General features: G+C 71.1%; 11 protein-coding genes, 1 tRNA gene and 1 other RNA gene. 5 read left to right on the top strand and 8 right to left on the bottom strand.

Features of this window, described 5'->3' with window-relative positions; translation table 11 throughout:
• Nucleotides 1–82: 82 nt before the first annotated feature.
• The 6 genes from rbsD to AC4D16_RS14495 all read right to left on the bottom strand — a co-directional run bounded on the left by rbsD (nucleotide 83) and on the right by AC4D16_RS14495 (nucleotide 6,018).
• Nucleotides 83–466 (bottom strand): D-ribose pyranase, encoded by a 384-nt coding sequence (gene rbsD / locus AC4D16_RS14520; protein ID WP_490949540.1) that lies wholly within the window; start codon nucleotides 464–466, stop codon nucleotides 83–85.
• Nucleotides 463–1,452, bottom strand: a complete 990-nt coding sequence (locus AC4D16_RS14515) for a ribokinase (protein ID WP_490949541.1) — start codon at nucleotides 1,450–1,452, stop codon at nucleotides 463–465. Before AC4D16_RS14515 ends, rbsD begins: the two co-directional genes overlap by 4 nt.
• Nucleotides 1,453–2,394: a substrate-binding domain-containing protein gene (locus AC4D16_RS14510; RefSeq protein WP_490955475.1), complete on the bottom strand. Its 942-nt coding sequence runs from the start codon at nucleotides 2,392–2,394 to the stop codon at nucleotides 1,453–1,455.
• A 68-nt stretch (nucleotides 2,395–2,462) separates the two neighbouring features.
• The gene (locus AC4D16_RS14505) at nucleotides 2,463–3,452 is read right to left on the bottom strand and encodes an ABC transporter permease (RefSeq protein ID WP_490955474.1); all 990 of its coding nucleotides are present in this window, start codon (nucleotides 3,450–3,452) and stop codon (nucleotides 2,463–2,465) included.
• The gene (locus tag AC4D16_RS14500) at nucleotides 3,449–4,978 is read right to left on the bottom strand and encodes a sugar ABC transporter ATP-binding protein (RefSeq protein WP_490955473.1); all 1,530 of its coding nucleotides are present in this window, start codon (nucleotides 4,976–4,978) and stop codon (nucleotides 3,449–3,451) included. The genes AC4D16_RS14505 and AC4D16_RS14500 overlap by 4 nt, the downstream gene beginning before the upstream one ends.
• Nucleotides 4,975–6,018: a LacI family DNA-binding transcriptional regulator gene (locus AC4D16_RS14495; RefSeq protein ID WP_490955472.1), complete on the bottom strand. Its 1,044-nt coding sequence runs from the start codon at nucleotides 6,016–6,018 to the stop codon at nucleotides 4,975–4,977. The genes AC4D16_RS14500 and AC4D16_RS14495 overlap by 4 nt, the downstream gene beginning before the upstream one ends.
• A 141-nt stretch (nucleotides 6,019–6,159) precedes the next feature.
• On the opposite strand from AC4D16_RS14495, the gene AC4D16_RS14490 reads away from it, so the two are divergent.
• Nucleotides 6,160–7,098: a Cof-type HAD-IIB family hydrolase gene (locus AC4D16_RS14490; RefSeq protein ID WP_490955471.1), complete on the top strand. Its 939-nt coding sequence runs from the start codon at nucleotides 6,160–6,162 to the stop codon at nucleotides 7,096–7,098.
• On the opposite strand, the gene AC4D16_RS14485 is transcribed toward AC4D16_RS14490, so the two are convergent.
• Nucleotides 7,095–7,586, bottom strand: a complete 492-nt coding sequence (locus AC4D16_RS14485) for a glutathione peroxidase (protein ID WP_490949547.1) — start codon at nucleotides 7,584–7,586, stop codon at nucleotides 7,095–7,097. The two genes, AC4D16_RS14490 and AC4D16_RS14485, sit on opposite strands and share 4 nt — an antisense overlap.
• Nucleotides 7,587–7,816: 230 nt before the next feature.
• Between AC4D16_RS14485 and AC4D16_RS14480 the strand changes: the two genes are divergently transcribed.
• Nucleotides 7,817–8,725 (top strand): oxygenase MpaB family protein, encoded by a 909-nt coding sequence (locus tag AC4D16_RS14480; protein ID WP_490955470.1) that lies wholly within the window; start codon nucleotides 7,817–7,819, stop codon nucleotides 8,723–8,725.
• 62 nt (nucleotides 8,726–8,787) lie between these two features.
• Here AC4D16_RS14480 and AC4D16_RS14475 read toward each other — a convergent pair.
• Nucleotides 8,788–8,872, bottom strand: a tRNA-Ser gene (locus AC4D16_RS14475).
• A gap of 102 nt (nucleotides 8,873–8,974) precedes the next feature.
• Here AC4D16_RS14475 and ffs point away from each other — a divergent pair.
• The 3 genes from ffs (at nucleotide 8,975) to AC4D16_RS14460 (ending at nucleotide 14,229) form a co-directional block, all read left to right on the top strand.
• Nucleotides 8,975–9,070, top strand: an RNA gene (gene ffs, locus AC4D16_RS14470) — signal recognition particle sRNA small type.
• 24 nt (nucleotides 9,071–9,094) lie between these two features.
• Complete coding sequence (gene gluQRS / locus AC4D16_RS14465) at nucleotides 9,095–10,051, top strand: tRNA glutamyl-Q(34) synthetase GluQRS (protein WP_490955469.1); 957 nt, start codon at nucleotides 9,095–9,097, stop codon at nucleotides 10,049–10,051.
• The gene (locus tag AC4D16_RS14460; protein WP_490955468.1) at nucleotides 10,048–14,229 is read left to right on the top strand and encodes a DNA polymerase III subunit gamma and tau; all 4,182 of its coding nucleotides are present in this window, start codon (nucleotides 10,048–10,050) and stop codon (nucleotides 14,227–14,229) included. The genes gluQRS and AC4D16_RS14460 overlap by 4 nt, the downstream gene beginning before the upstream one ends.
• Nucleotides 14,230–14,284 lie beyond the last annotated feature (55 nt).

Raw genomic sequence — 14,284 nt, 5'->3', positions numbered from 1 at the left:
GGGGCCCTGCAGCGGCCATTCGTGGCCCAATGGTTACCCCGTGACGTGCTGGTGGAGCGCTCGAAGGCGTGCGGGTACGCCGTCAGAAGTCCACGCCACACTGCAGGATCACGTTGGCGTACGGCGTCGCCTCGCCCGTGCGAATGATGAGCCTGGCCGCCGGCAGCAGCCCCTTGAGGTCCTCGTGGGAGATCTCGCGGGGCGTGAGCTCGCGCGCGCCGAGCCACTCCGTGACCACCGAGCCCGCGGCCTCGCGCGCACACATGCTGCCCTCCACCACCACCTCCGCGAGCACGGCGTCGAGCACCTCGGTGAAGGTGGGGACACCGCGTACGAGCGCGAGATCCACGACGGCGGCCGACGGCGGGAGCGGCAGGCCGCAGTCCGCGATCACCACCAGATGCCCGTGACCGAGTGCTGCCAGTGCTCCGCTGAGTGAGGCGTTGATGATGCCTGCCTTCTTCACGTGGTCTTCCCTGCTGGAGGTTGGTCGGGCTGCGCCGCGCTTCGGGCCTGCTCCACACCGGGCGGCAGGTCCGGCAGCGCCGGGAGGTCGTCGTCGGGCCCCGGGTAGGAGGGCTGCGCGCCCGCGCGGCCCACGGCGAAGGAACCCACGCGGACGGCGAACCGGACGGCGTCGTCGAGCGTGGCACCGCCACGGAGCTGCGCAGCGAGGGCGCCGACGAACGCATCCCCGGCGCCCGTGGTGTCCACCGCGGTGACCCGCGGGGCAGGGACGGAGCGCACCGTCCCGCCGTCGGACACGAGCGCACCGTCCGCCCCGAGGGTCATGACCACGGAGGCGAACCCGTGTGCCAGGAGGGCGCCGACCACGCCCTCGTGGTCCAACCCGGACGGGTCCGTGCCGAGCTGTCCGAGTACCAGCGCGCCCTCGTGCTCGTTGACCACGAGCGGATCGGCGCGGAGGAGCACGGCGGTGTCGACGGCGATCACGGGTGCGAGGTTGACGATCACGCGGCCGGTGGCCACCCGCACGGCCGCCTCGAGGGCGTCCGCGGGCAGCTCGCCCTGCACGACGACGACGGCGGCTCCGGCGATCACCTCGTGGGAGGCGCGCACGAGGTCGGGCGTCATCAGCGCGTTGGCGCCCGGGAGCACCACGATGGCGTTCTCACCGTCGTGGGACACCGTCACGACCGCCACGCCCGTCAGGCCCTCGGCCCTGTGGACCGCGCGGAGGTCCACGCCCACCTCGGTGAGCGTCGAGAGCGCGGTGTCCGCATAGGCATCGGAGCCCACCGCGCCGATCATCGCCACGTCGGCACCGAGCAGCGCGGCGGCCACGGCCTGGTTGGCGCCCTTGCCGCCGGGCAGCACCGTCATCGTGTCCCCCAGGACGGTCTCCCCGGGTGCGGGGTGCCGTGCGAGGGTGACCACGAGGTCCGCGTTGATGGACCCGACGACGACGACGCCCGGCGACTCGTGCGTCATCTAGGCGAAGTCCGCGACGTTCTCGGCCGTGACCGTGGTGACGGGCACGGGGATGGAGGATTCGACCGTCTCGTCGTTCAGCAGCTGCACCAGCACCTCGAGCGAGCGCTTGCCGAGCTCGGCGGGCTGCTGGGCGATCGTGGCGGTCATGGTGCCTGCCTCGATCGCGGCGAGGCCGTCCGCGGTGCCGTCGAACCCGACCACCTGCACCTCGGTGCCGGCGCGCGAGCCGAGCGCCTGGATGGCGCCGAGCGCCATCTCGTCGTTCTCGGCGAAGATACCCGTGACGCCCGGGTTGGCCTGGAGCAGGTTCGTCGCCACGTTCAGGGCCTCCGCCCGGTCGAAGTTGGCGGTCTGCTGAGCCACGACCTCGATGTCCGGGTATGCCGCGAGTCCTTCCGCGAAGCCCGCTCCGCGGTCCCTGCTGGCCGAGGTGCCGGCGACACCCTGGAGCACGATCACGGTGCCCTGCTCCCCCATCGCCTTTGCGAGCTCGTCGGCGGCCTGGCGTCCACCGGCCACGTTGTCGCTGGAGACGAGCGAGCCCACCTCGGCGCCGTTGACCGCGCGGTCGACGGCGACGATCGGCGTGTCCGCGGAGACCAGTGGAGCCACGGACGCGGCGGCGGCGTCGGAGTCCACGGGGTTGATGATCACGCCGTCGGTACCGCTGGTCGCCGCGGTGGCGAGCTGGTTGGTCTGGGTCGCGGAGTCGTTCTGCGCGTCCACGACGTCGAGCGTCACGCCCGCGGCGTCGGCCGCCTCCTGCGCGCCATCGCGCAGTTCGACGAAGAACGGGTTGTTGAGCGTGGAGACGGACAGCGTGACGGTCTGCTCGTCCGCAGCGGCGTCACCACCCCGGTTGCAGGCGGTGGTGCCGAGCAGCAGGGCGAGCGACATGGTGACGGCCGCGGCCTTCAGGGGTGTGGAGGAGTTCATCATCGGATCCTTGTGTGGGTGGGGAAGGTTTGTGTGGAGCGGGTGGAACGGGTGGTGCGGGTGGAGCTGTCTCAGTGGTTGCCGGTCTTCCGGCGGAGGGAGTCGATGCCGACGGCGAGCGCGATGACCACGCCGATCACCACCTGCTGCCAGAAGGAGGAGACGTTGAGGAGGTTCAGGCCGTTGCGGATGACCACGAGGACCAGCGCGCCGATGAGCGTTCCGCTGATGCGTCCCACGCCCCCGGCGAGCGAGGCTCCGCCGATGACGACGGCGGCGATCGCGTCGAGCTCGTAGCCCGCGGCAGCCTGCGGTTGGGCGGAGTCGAGCCGGCCCGAGAGCAGCAGCCCGGCGAGCGCGGCGAACAGTCCGGAGAGCGCGAAGACGGTGACCAGGACGCGGCGGACCGGGATGCCCGAGAGGCGTGCGGCCTCGGTGTTGCCGCCCACGGCGTACATGTACCGGCCCATGACGGTGTAGTTGAGGATCAATGCGGCCACGATCCCGGCGATCACGAGCACCACGATCGGCATGGGCACCGCGCCCACGTTGCCGCCGAGGAAGGAGACGGCGGGGGCGGTGGCGATGGGCCGGCCGTCGGAGAGCACGAGGGTGAGCCCGCGGGCCACGCTCAGCATCGCCAGCGTGGCGATGAAGGAGGGCAGGCGTCCGAAGGCGACGGCGAACCCGCTCACAGCCCCGGCCAGCGTGCCGAAGAGCAGCCCGCCCAGCAGGGCGAGCCACCCGGGCAGCGCCGCGGTGCTGAACATGTAGGCGGATCCCATGGCGCTCAGTGCCGCCACCGAGCCGACCGAGAGATCGATCCCGCCGGCCACGATCACGAAGGTCAGGCCGAAGGCGAGCACCGCGATCACGGAGGCCTGGATGCCGATGTTCAGCAGGTTGGGGCCGGTGAGGAAGTCCGGGGTGGCGATGAACAGCGCGAGCCCGAGGACCACGAGGCCCACCAGCGCCCCGTTCTCGGCGAGGAACTTCTTCGCGCGGGCGCCGCCCGCGGCGGGCTTCCGGGCAGTTGTGGTGGGCGTGGTCGACGTGCTCATGCTTCGTCCTTCATCTGCTGGTCTTCGAGGTCCCTCTGCACGTCACGGACGGCGAGGGACATGACGGCGTCCTGGGTGGCGGTGGTGGCGTCGAGTTCGCCGGAGATGTGCCCGCCGCTCATCACGAGGATGCGGTCGGCCATGCCGAGCACCTCGGGGAGTTCGCTGGACACCATGACCACGGCGCCTCCGGCCGCGGTGATCGCGTTGATGAGCTCGTAGATCTCCACCTTGGCGCCCACGTCGACTCCACGCGTGGGTTCGTCGAGCAGGAGCACGGAGGACTCCGCGAGGATCCAGCGGGCGAAGACCGCCTTCTGCTGGTTGCCACCGGAGAGGCTGCCGACGGTCTGGTCGAGGTCCCGCATGCGGATGCGCAGCGTGTCCGCCACCCCCTGAGCCCGTGCACGCTGCCCCGCGAAGTCCACCACCCCGGCTCTCGCCGTGGAGGCGAGGGTGGCGTAGCCGATGTTGTCGTTGACGCTCGCGCCGAGCACGAGGCCCTGCACCTTGCGGTCCTCCGGCACGTGGCCCACACCGGCGCGGATGGCGGCACCGACGTCGAGCCTGGGCAGTGCCGTGCCGCGCACGCTGACCTCGCCCGTGAGGTAGGGGTCCACGCCGGCGATGGCCCGCACCACCTCCGTGCGGCCCGCACCGACCAGACCGGCCAGCGCCACAACCTCCCCGGCGTGCACGTCGAAGGAGACGTCGTTGACCATGCCCTTCGTGGAGAGCCCGCGTACCGAGAGCAGGGTGTCCGCGGCCCCGCGGTACTCGCGGCGTCGCGGGAACTGCTGGGCGATGTCGCGGCCCACCATGAGCCGCACCAGCTCGTCCTCGGGCGTGGACGCGGGCACCTCCGAGACGAAGCGGCCGTCCCTGAGCACGGACACGGAGTCACCGATCGCGGCGATCTCGTCGAGGTGGTGGGAGATGAAGACCATGCCGACGTCCTTCGCCCGCAGGTCCGCGACGACGCGGAACAGTGCCGCGATCTCACGCTTCGTGAGAGCTGCGGTGGGTTCGTCGAGGATCAGCATGCGGGCGTTCAGGCTGAGCGCCTTCGCGATCTCCACGAGCTGCTGGCGGGCTATGCCGAGCTCGCCGACGTGCTGGTCGACGTCGAGATCGAGCCCGATCAGCGCCAGCGCCGCCCGGGCGTCCTCCTTCATCCTCCGGCGGTCCACGAGGCCGAACCTCTTCGGCATCCTGCCCAGCGAGATGTTCTCGGCGATGCTCATGGAGCCCACGAGGTTCAGTTCCTGGTGGATGGTCGCGATGCCGTGTGCCTCGGCCGCCTTCGTGTCCGGCAGCGTGACCTCACGGCCGTCCACGAGGATCCGCCCGCCGTCGGGCTGGTGGACGCCCGCCATCATCTTGATGAGCGTGGACTTCCCGGCCCCGTTCTCGCCGAGGAGCACCTGGACCCTGCCGGGGTGCACGTCCACCGAGACGCCGTCGATCACCGTCACCGGGCCGAAGGACTTCGTGACGTTCTCGAGGGAGAGGATGGGGGCGCTCATGCGGCTGGTCCCTTCGGTAACGGCGCAGTGGGACATGTAGTGGGACGTGCAGCGGGACGCGCGGGTGTGGACCCGCGCACGATCAGACGGCTGGGCAGCACCCGCGACTCGGCCTGCTCGCCCGCGATGACCTGCGCGAGCATCTCGACGGCGCCCCGCCCCATGGCGTCGGCGTCGTGCGCGATCACCGTGAGGGCGGGGTTCAGGAGCGTGAAGGCCTCGATGTCGTCGTAGCCCACGAACGCGAGGTCCGAGCCGATGGCGAGCCCCCGTTCGTTGCACACGCCGATCGCGCCGATGGACATGAGGCTGTCGGCCGCGAGGAACGCGGTGGGAGCATCGGGCAGGTCCAGCAGCGCATGCGCCCCGGCCGCACCGCTGGCCGCCTGGAAGTCGCCGATGAAGACGAGGTCGCCGTCGTCGTCCGCCTGCGCCTCGCGGATGGCCTCCTGGTACGCCTGCAGCCGTTCACGCCCGGTGGAGGTGGACTGCGGGCCGGCGATGTAGCCGATGCGGCGGTGACCGAGGCCCGTCAGGTGGTCCACGGCCTCGCGGATGCCTGAGACGTTGTCGGGGCTGATGCTCGGCACGTCCACCCCCTCGATGACGCGGTCCACGAACACCGTGGGCAGGCCGCTCCCGAGGAGGTCGGCGAGCGTGTCCCGGTCACCCTGCGGGGCGGCGATGAGTCCGTCGACGCGCTGCGAGAGCATCACGTCCAGGTAGCGTTCCTGCTGCTCCGCGCTCTCGTTCGCGTTGCCGAAGAGGGTGAGGTAGCCGAAGTCGCGTGCGCGCTGCTCCACGGAGTGGGCGAGGTCCGCGAAGAACGGGTTGCGGATGTCCGGGAGCAGGAGCCCGAGGGTCTGCGTGGTGGTCATCCGGAGCGAGCGGGCCTGGGCGTTGGGGCGGAACCCGAGGTTCGACGCCGCCCGCTCCACGGCGGTGCGCGCGGCGGAGGAGGTGCTCGGGTGCCCGGACAGCACGCGCGACGCCGTCGCGGTGGAGACGCCCGCCTGTTCGGCGACATCCCGGATCGTCACTGATCGCACCGTGCTCCCTTGCCTGTTCCTCTGCGTGTAATCGTTCCCATGGAAACGTTTCCATGAGTATGAGCGAGATCACTCCGGGCGTCAACCGCCTCCAGGCACAGGCCTCCCGCGGCGGCCGGACATAATGGGGGAATGCCCACGGACGCACCGACCGACCTGCCCGACGCCGCCCTGCCCCTGGACCACGATCAGCGGCCCGTGACGGGTCTCCTGCTCGACGTCGACGGTCCCGTCGCGAGCCCTGTGACCCGCACGGTGCCCGCCGGGATCCTCGCAGACCTGATGACTCTCGCCGCAGCCGGGTGGCCGATCGTCTTCAACACCGGCCGGTCGGATGCGTTCATCCGTGAGCAGGTCATGCAGCCCATGCTGGCCGCCGGCATCCCCGCGGGGATCACGTTCCACGCGGTGTGCGAGAAGGGCGCCACCTGGTTCTCGTTCACGGCCGACGGCGCCGGGCAGGTGTTCGTGGACAGCGACCTCGCCCTGCCCACGAGCTTCGCGGACGACGTCCGGGACCTCGTGGAGGAGAAGTACGCGCACCTCATGTTCTTCGACGAGACGAAGCTCTCGATGGTGTCCGTGGAGCAGTCCCTCGAGGCGACGAACGTGGACTACCTCGTGGGACAGGCCGCGTTCGACGACGACGCCCTCGACATCCTGCACAGCCACGACATGGGCGCCTGCCGGTTGGACCGCGAGGAGCCGGACAGCAGCGGGAGCATCGACTTCCGCGTGGACCCGACCATCATCTCCACCGACATCGAGTCCGTCCGCGTGGGCAAGGACCTCGGCGCCGAGCGCGGGCTGACCCTCGTGGCACCCCTGATGGAGCTTCCGCGGACCTGGCGCACGGTGGGCGATTCACGCACCGACTACGCCATGGCCGACTACCTGCACGAGCAGGGTTTCGACGTGGCGCACGTGGACGTCCGCCCGGCCGACGGCGTGCCCGTCACCCCGTACGAGGTCCTCACCGAGGGTTCACTCATCCACGAGGAGGCGGGCGCGGCATTCCTCGCGCGCTGCGTCGCATCGCTGGGCCAGGGCGGCCCCGGGCAGAACGGCTAGGCGAGCGCGGCCTCGATCGCGGCGATGACCTCGGGGGCGTCCGGCTCCACCGTCGGCGCGAAGCGCGCCACGATCTGCCCCTCGCGATTGACGAGGAACTTCTCGAAGTTCCACTTCACCAGCCCGGGCAGCACGCCGTTCTTGAACTTCGTGAGCTGCGCGTAGAGGGGGTGCTGGTCCTTGCCCCGCACATCGCCCTTGACCATGAGCGGGAACGTCACGCCGAAGGTCGTGGAGCAGAACTCGGCGATCTCGCCGTCGTTCAGTGGTTCCTGGCCCATGAACTGGTTGCACGGCATGCCGAGGACCACCAGGCCCTGCTCCGCGTAGGTCGCGTACAGCTTCTCGAGCCCCGCGTACTGCGGGGTGAAGCCGCACTTGGAGGCCACGTTCACCACGAGGACCGCCTTGCCGTGGAACTCCCCGAAGGAGCGGTGGCCGCCGTCGTTCATGGTGAGGTCGATCTCGTACAGGCTGGACGCGGACATGACTGCTCCCTGGTGGGTGACGGGTGACGCGGGTGGACCACGCGCTCCTGCTTCGTTCCGCGGCTTCCGGCGGATGGGAGGCGTCCGCGGCTTCCGGCGGATGGGAGGCGTCCGGAGCAAAAGCGCGCGGGGCGACGTTGGAGGAAGTGACGGCCGTTCGGGCCGGCGCACGCGGATGCCTCTCGGCCGACGGCCGGGGCACGCACGTCACCAACAGGATGGACTGCTCCATGGGAATCATCGATGCGTGGAAGATTCAGCTCCGCTCCACCTTCACCGACGGCGATCCCCTGATCCCGCAGTGGCAGTACGAGTTCGCGAAGGGCGACGACCCCGGGTACTTCCCCGTCGGCTCGGCCGTCTGGAGCGTCCACAGTTCCATCACTCCGACCGTGGCCGGGATCCGGGCCCTGCTGCTGCAGGCACTGCACCCGGGCGCCATGGCGGGCGTGCACGGCCACTCGAGCTTCCGCGAGGAGCCGCTCGGCCGGCTGGCCAACACCATCCGCTGGATCTACACGGTCACCTACGGCTCCCGCGAGGCGGCGCAGCAGGGCTCCGCGTTCGTGCAGCGGCTGCACACGCGCGTGCACGGCACCTACATCGACAGCCGGGGTCTCGAGAAGCCCTACGCAGCCAGCGATCCCGATCTGATCCGCTGGGTCCACCTCGCCTTCACGGATGCCTTCGTCGCCGCGCACCGGGCCTACGGCGGTCCCGTGCCCGGTGGCATGGACCAGTACGTGGCCGAGTGGGCCACGGCCGGTGAACTGATGGGAGTCGAGGACCCGCCGCGCTCCGAGGCCGAACTCCGTGCACAACTGGCGGCGTTCGACGGCGAGCTGAGGAACAGCGAGCAGGTGCAGGAGGCGCTCACCTACATCCGGCGTCCTCCGCTCCCCCGCTCGCAGCGGCTCGGGTACCAGATCCTCTTCGCGGGCGCCGTGGCCACGCTCCAGCCGCGGCACCGCGAGCTGCTGGGGTTGAAGGTGCCCTCGCTGGGACCCGTCCCGCTGCCCATCGGCACCCTCGTGCGCCTCGTCCTCGGCGTGATCCGGCTCGGCCTCGGCCCCGAGGGTGAGGCCGAGAAGGCGGCGAAGGCGCGCATCGCCCGCGTGTCCGGCACGTCCCAGGCGTAGATCCGCGAGTCATGCAGAAGGGCCCCGGTGGTCACCGGGGCCCTTCTGGTCCATCACTCGAGCGGAGGATGGGGGATTTGAACCCCCGAGGGCGTGAACCCAACACGCGTTCCAGGCGTGCGCCATAGGCCGCTAGGCGAATCCTCCTCGTTCGGAGCAGGTTCCAGAATACCCACACATGCGGTTGCCGCCGAATCGCGGGCCCGCTCACCGATTCGATGGCGCCCCGGACCGCTGTGTAGACTCTTTCCCGGCCCCTCATGTGGTGTCATCCTGTGAACTCCCCCAGGACCGGAAGGTAGCAAGGGTAAGCGGGCTCTGGCAGGTGCATGGGGGGTCTTCACTTTTAAGTGCACGGCAGGAGGTCCCATGGGTACTGGCGCAGGAGCCGGTCGCTTCGCCCCCAGCCCCTCGGGCCGCCTGCATGTCGGCAACCTCCGCACCGCCGTCGTCGCCTGGCTGTTCGCGCGGTCCTCCGGGCGGCGCTTCCTTCTCCGCATCGAGGACCTCGACCGCGGGCGGGCGGGCGCCGAGGCGGAACAGCTCGCGGAGCTCGCCGCGCTGGGCCTCGTACCCGATGCCGAGCCGGTCCGGCAGAGTGACCGGACGGCGTTGTACGCGGAGGCCGCGGGCCTGCTGGCGGACCGCGGCCTCGTCTACGAGTGCTTCTGCAGCCGGCGCGACGTCGCGGAGGCCGCGAGTGCCGCCCACGCCCCTCCCGGCTTCTACCCCGGCACCTGCCGCGGGTTGTCCCCCGAGGAGCGCGCACGACGCCGGTCGGTACGTCCTCCCGCACTCCGGCTGCGGTCCGCCGTGACGGAATGGACGTTTCAGGACCTCTACGCCGGTCGCGTCTCCGGGCCGGTCGACGACGTCGTGCTACGACGGAACGACGGCGTCTACGCCTACAACCTCGCCGTGGTGGTCGACGACGCCGCGCAGGGCATCGACCAGGTGGTGCGCGGCGATGACCTGCTGTCCTCCGCACCGCGCCAGGCCTACGTGGCGTCGCTGCTGAACCTGCTGGTTCCCACCTATGCGCACGTGCCGCTCGCACTGACGGCTGACGGACGCCGGCTGGCGAAGCGCGACGGCGCCGTGACGCTCGAGGACCTCGCACTGCTCGGGCGCACCCCGGCCGATGTGCTCGCCGTCATCCTGGACTCGCTGCACCTCCCGACGCGCTCGCTCGAGGCGGCTCTGGCCGCGTTCGAACCGATCAGGCTGCCCCGGACACCCTGGATCGTCGACCCCCTGCACCTCTCCTCCACCCCCGCTGCACGGGAATGCGAACCGTCAGCACCAACCGATAAGGTTCATCCGTGACTACCGCCCTCTACCGCCGCTACCGCCCCGAGACCTTCGCGGACGTCATCGGCCAGGAGCACGTCACGGGTCCGTTGATGGCGGCCATCGATAAGGACCGCATCAACCACGCCTACCTCTTCTCCGGCCCGCGCGGCTGCGGCAAGACGACGTCGGCGCGCATCCTCGCCCGCTGCCTCAACTGCGCCCAGGGCCCCACGTCAACACCGTGCGGCGTGTGTGACAGCTGCGTGGAACTCGCGCGGAACGGCTCGGGCAGCCTCGACGTCATCGAGATCGACGCCGCGAGCCACGGAGGCGTGGACGACGCCCGCGACCTCCGCGAGCGCGCCACCTTCGCGCCGGTCCGCGACCGCTTCAAGATCTTCATCATCGACGAGGCGCACATGGTCACCTCGGCGGGCTTCAACGCCCTGCTGAAGATCGTGGAGGAACCGCCCGAGCACATCCTCTTCATCTTCGCGACCACGGAGCCGGACAAGGTGATCGGCACCATCCGCTCGCGCACCCACCACTACCCCTTCCGGCTCGTGCCACCCGAGCCGCTCATGGGGTACCTGGAGTTGCTGTGCCGCCAGGAGAACGTTCCCGTGGCACCGGGCGTGCTCTCGCTCGTCATCCGAGCCGGCGGCGGCTCCGTGCGTGACTCCCTCTCCGTCCTGGACCAGCTCATGGCCGGCGCCGGCGAGAACGGTCTGGACTACGAGCTCGCCGTATCCCTCCTCGGCTACACCCACGCCACCTTGCTCGACGACGTCGTGGACTCCATCGCGGCCGGTGACGCCGGCACGGTGTTCAACGCCGTGGACCGCGTCATCCAGACCGGTCACGATCCCCGGCGGTTCGTCGAGGACATGCTCGAGCGGTTCCGCGACCTCATCGTCATCAACGCGGTGCCGGAGGGCGCGGCGTCGATCCTGCGCGGCGTGCCCGACGACCAGCTCAACCGCATGCGGATCCAGGCCACCCAGCTCGGTTCCGGCGAACTCTCCCGCGCAGCCGACGTCACCAACACCGCCCTGACCGAGATGACCGGGGCCACCTCACCCCGCCTGCACCTCGAGCTGCTCTGCGCGCGCCTTCTCCTGCCCGCCGCGGACGCCACGGCGCGGGGAACGCTCGCCCGCGTGGACCGCATCGAGCGGCGGCTCGAGTACGCCGGCGGCAGTGCCGCGGCTGCCTCAACTGCCCCAGTCGCACCGGCCGCCGTGTCCGGCCCGGCGCCTGTTCACCCCGCTTCTCCCGGCGCATCTGCGCCTGCACCGACGGCTGGTTCTGGTTCCGCTTCGGATGACGTGACGGGTGCGGGCACGGGTCAGGTTCCGGCAGCCGAGGATGTCCCGGCAGAGACGCCGGCAGCCCCGGCACGCCCTCGGCTCGACGTCCCCCGCACGGCGGAGGAAGCCGCGGCGCGTTGGGCCCTGCCCGCCGCAGATCCGAACGCTCCTGCGGTTCCCTCGGCCGTTCCCGGCGCGCACTCCCCCGCCGTCCCCTCCGCCGTCCGCACACCTGCCGACGGAGGATCCTCCGACTGGGGAGCTAGCTGGGGCGTGTCGAACTCCTCGGCGTTCGCCGAACCGGAAGCGCCCACCGCCGGCCCGACGTCCAAGGCGCCGCAGCAACCCTCGGGTCAGCAGGCGGCACCGCAGCAGCCCGAGGGTCAGGGCGCAGCACCTCAGCAGCCGTCAGGTCAGCAGGCCGCAGAGCCGAGCGCTCCCGCACCGGGCGGTCCATCAGCACGGTCGACGCAGTCGCCTTCGTCGGCTTCGTCGGCTTCGTCGCCACAGGAAGCTCCGCCGGCACCGGTGACGCCGGGCGATCCGTGGGCCGGCTCGGGCAGGAATGCCGACGATCAGCGCTCCGAGCCCGCGGCATCGGGCCGACCAGCAGACGTCGCTGCACCCACGTCTTCGCAGGCGGACGCTCCACCGAGCGGCGGCGTACAACGCGCCGGCGGCTGGGGTGATCGAGAGGATGCGGGCTCGCAGGGTCCCGGTGTCCAGCGCGATCAGCAGGGCCCTTCCGCCGGTCCGCAGCGCCCCGACGAGCCAGGCGCCCCTGGTCGGGATCCTCGTGCAGATGCGAGCTCTCCCGGCCCGCATACCGGTGCCGGTTCGCAGCGGGACGCGCGAGGACCCCAGCCGCAGGGCCAGCCCCAGGGCCAGCCGCAGCCGCAGGGTCAGCCGCAGGGTCAGCCGTCGGCGGGCGGGACCATCGAGATGGTGCGGCGCGCATGGCCCGACATCATGGATGAGGTCGCGCACATCAAACGTGCCACCTGGCTGATCGTCAACGTGTCGGCGAAGCCGCGCTCCTTCGAGGGCAATCAGCTGGTGCTCGCCTTCGCCAACCAGGGCAACGCCATCGGCTTCCAGCGTGGCCCGCACATGGACAACGTCAAGCAGGCCATCCACAAGGTCCTCGGACTCACCTGCTCCATCGAGGCCGTACACGACGCCGGGGGGTCGGGTGAGTCGGGCCCAAAAGTCCCGGGCAGTGACTCGGCCCCGGGCAGTACCCCGGGCGTCGGCCCTGTAGCGCCCTCGACCGGACGCGCATCCAACCCTCCGATTTCCGGCCAAGCCCCTGCGGCTACGCCGACCGCCGCGCCATCCTCTGCGGGTGCGCCGCCCACCGTGACATCGTCTGCGGCCGCGCCGACCGCGACGCAGGCGCCCGGGTCCGCGGCGACGTCAGCGCCTGCTCGAGCGGCCACTGTGGTGCCGGCGTCTACATCGGAGACTGATGCGGTTCCTCGTGGTTCGTCAGTACCCGCGCGATCACTCGGTCCAGCACCGGCACCTCGATCCACCACCGACTCGGCTGCTGCTCGTCCGTCAGCGCCTTCTCCGTCGGCGGAAATCGGACCCCTTACCGCGTCGCCCGTGAACTCGGGAACCGGACCTGCTCCTGCCTCGGCCCCAGCTCCCGCTCCGGACGTGACGCAGAGGTCGCCGGAGTCAGCCCCGACGCACCCGGCGCATTCGTCGGTTGCCGAGCAGACCGAGCGCACCTCGTTGCACCCGGCGCATTCGTCGGTTGGCCAGCAAACCGAGCGCACCCCGTCGCGACCCTCGCAGCCGACCGTTGCCGAGCAGACCGGGAGCACCTCGTCGCGACCCGCGGAGGCAGAACCGACGTCGACTGGCGGAACACCGCCGTCGTCGGCACCCGCGGACAACTCCCGGGCAGAGGCCGATCGCCCTCGCCCCGCCCAGCAGTCCGCGGCGCCCCTCGACGCGCGTCGGCAGGCGCGTGGCGCCGACCGGACCGGTACCGTCTCCCGTCCGGGCCGGACGGGGAGCGCCGATTCCTCCCCCGCAGCCGTCGGTGCGTGGGACCCTTCGATGTCGGACGACTCCTGGGCCCTCGTCGAACCTCCCGAAGAGGCCTTCGATCCGGGGCCTGAGTGGGGTTCCGTTCCCGAGGACCCGAACCAGCGCCCCGCAGCACCCGGCGCGGGACCCACACCCGCCGGCGCCGGCACCCGTGCACCGCGCTCGTCGCCACCTTCGTCGTCCTCACCCTCGTCGCCGCCGCCCTCGTCGTCCTCATCGCCGTCGTCCGGCGCGGCAGGTGCCCCTGCCGCCAGGGGCCATGGCTCGCACCCGGCCCGGACGTCCCCGACTGCAGCCCGCCAATCGCCTGACGAGACAGCAGCGGCCCCGGCCGAGGAACCCTCACGGTCCGTGGTCTGGAGTCCCGACCTCGCCGTCGACAAGACGCCCTCGAGCACCGCTCAGCCGGCCATAGGCACGCCACGACGCGGTCCCATGGTCCCCGGTTTCATCACGAGGACGCAGGGCGACACCGCACCGAACGACGCCGCATCGTCCTCGGGTACCGGGCGCGGAGCAGCGCCTGCGGCCGTCCGCCCGGTCGCGTCCGGCTCGCACGCGGCGCCGCCGCATCCCGGACCTGACGCCGAACCGGTGCCCTCGCCCGACGGTGCCCGCCGTAAGCCCGTGAGCCGGTACCAGCAGTTGCTCGACGAGGCCGAACGCAAGCGCGCCGAGGAGGCCGCGACGGCGCGCGGCGCCGTCGACCTCCGCTTCGTGGAGGACGAACCCAGCGCCGACGACGAGACCCTCGAGGACTCGGGTCTCGTGGGCCGCACCGCGATCGAACGCATCCTCAACGGACGGCTCGTCGAGGAGCGCAGCGTCGACGGCACCTGACACTCCGACTTCCACGGGCCGGCCGCTGAGCCGTTTCTGAGCGGAGGGCGAACGG

Source organism: Arthrobacter sp. TJ-236, from assembly GCF_058269235.1.
The sequence above is the reverse complement of the archived record's forward strand: the minus strand, read 5'-3'. Positions and strand labels throughout refer to the sequence as shown.